The 1,688-nt window shown below is 46.1% G+C and carries 2 protein-coding genes; both read right to left on the minus strand.

Going from position 1 to position 1,688, the window contains the following annotated elements; translation table 11 throughout:
- Positions 1 to 1,010: FecCD family ABC transporter permease (locus GRP75_RS26200; protein ID WP_160790802.1), on the minus strand; the 1,010-nt coding region annotated here is incomplete at its 3' end.
- A 224-nt stretch (positions 1,011 to 1,234) separates the two neighbouring features.
- Positions 1,235 to 1,688, minus strand: a 454-nt coding sequence (locus tag GRP75_RS26205; RefSeq protein ID WP_160790803.1) for an ABC transporter substrate-binding protein, incomplete at its 5' end; no start/stop codon positions are given.

Below are 1,688 nucleotides of genomic sequence, written 5' to 3' on the forward strand. Positions count from 1 at the left end.
AAGGCAATAAGTACGCCCACTGGTGTTTCCTCAGGTGCGTTAATCATACGGGCTGCCAGATCGGCAAACACAATGAGTAAAGCTCCCATAATGGCCGAGCATGGAATAATCCAGCGATAATCGACGCCAACCAGCTTGCGGGTTATATGGGGGATAATTAATCCCACGAAACCTATAGAACCAACCAACGACACCGCTGCACCCGCCAGAATCAGAACAAGAATCATCCCGACTACCTTTACCACCCCAGTTCGCTGGCCAAGACTTAACGCAATTTCATCTCCCAGACTAAGCAGCGTAATAGAGCGCGACAACATGAGAGCGCCGATAAAAGCTGCCACAACCCAAGGCAAAACTATACCGAGCTGAACCCACTTGGTTCCACTAAGCCCTCCGGCATACCAAAAGGCTAAATCCTGTCCAACATTAAAGTACAAACTAATTGCATCTCCTAAGGCAGACAGCAATGCCGTGACAGCTGCGCCCGCCAATACAAGACGAACTGGCGTAAGACCTGATTTGGAGATGGAGCTTGTACCATATACCATCACAACAGCCAGAGCTGCACCAACAAAGGAATACAACATTAACTGTAAAAAGGAAGATCCGGGAAAAAGGGCAAAGCAAATCGCCATCGCCAAGCTGGCTCCCGAGTTCAGTCCAAGCAAGCCCGAGTCAGCAAGCGGATTTCGAGTCATACCTTGCATAATTGCACCTGCTACGGCAAAGCAAACTCCGATTAAAACCCCACCCAGAATCCGAGGTAGACGGATTTCCCAAATAATTTGATGGTTTTGCAACTCGGGTTTAAAATGAAAAACGGCGTTCCACACCTCTTCCAGCCTAATAGAGGCTGCACCAAAAGATAGGGATAGCGCGATACCGAACGCTAAAAGTCCAAGCCCAGCTGTCAGGATAAGCGAAGCTGCCCATGGTCGCGAGTGGAATTGAGTCGGCGACTGGTTATGATTGCTTTGAGCGGGGCTATCCGATGATTCTGATAATTTCATAACTATTGTTCACCCTTACTGTTGAATAGTATGTAGCTATCACGAACTGTGTTGAAGATGATGTTGATAATGAGAATTATTATCATGCAATCTTTACTATTGTAAATTAATGTGGCAACGGCTTCAATAGCAAATTTCGAGGAATGCCTAATGATCTGCCCTATTGTGAAAAAATAAAGCCCTTCGGCATAAATACCAAAGGGCTGCCAACAACACCGAAGCGACTACTTCTGTGCGGCGTTCTCTTTATTCCGCTGGACGATCATATCTGCGATTTCTTCAGCTTGCCCTACAATAGCGATGGGATCGAAGTACCAATATCGATCCTCTTGGAGCTCAAAAACCTTACCTTGCCGGACTGCATTCAGTGATTTCCATATGCTGTCTCCTTCGTAACCGCCCAAATCCTTGTTAACCGTCAGAAAGATATAAGAGCCGGCATATTGATTAATGACTTCTTTTGACACCGATTTCCATTGAGTCTCACCTAATAATTCTTTTTGGACAAGCGGCGGAGGTGTCAAATTCAGTCCTCTGTATACCGCCTGTCCTCCTCTGCCAAAATTATCACCATAGACATAGTATTCTTTTTCCGAAGCTTCCATTACGGTGAAAGTATCTCCAGACTGAACAATTCCCTTTAGCTTGTCACGTGCAGCCTGCATTCGCTGATCGTAT

The organism is Paenibacillus sp. OT2-17 (genome assembly GCF_009827695.1).
Classification (GTDB): domain Bacteria; phylum Bacillota; class Bacilli; order Paenibacillales; family Paenibacillaceae; genus Paenibacillus; species Paenibacillus polymyxa_B.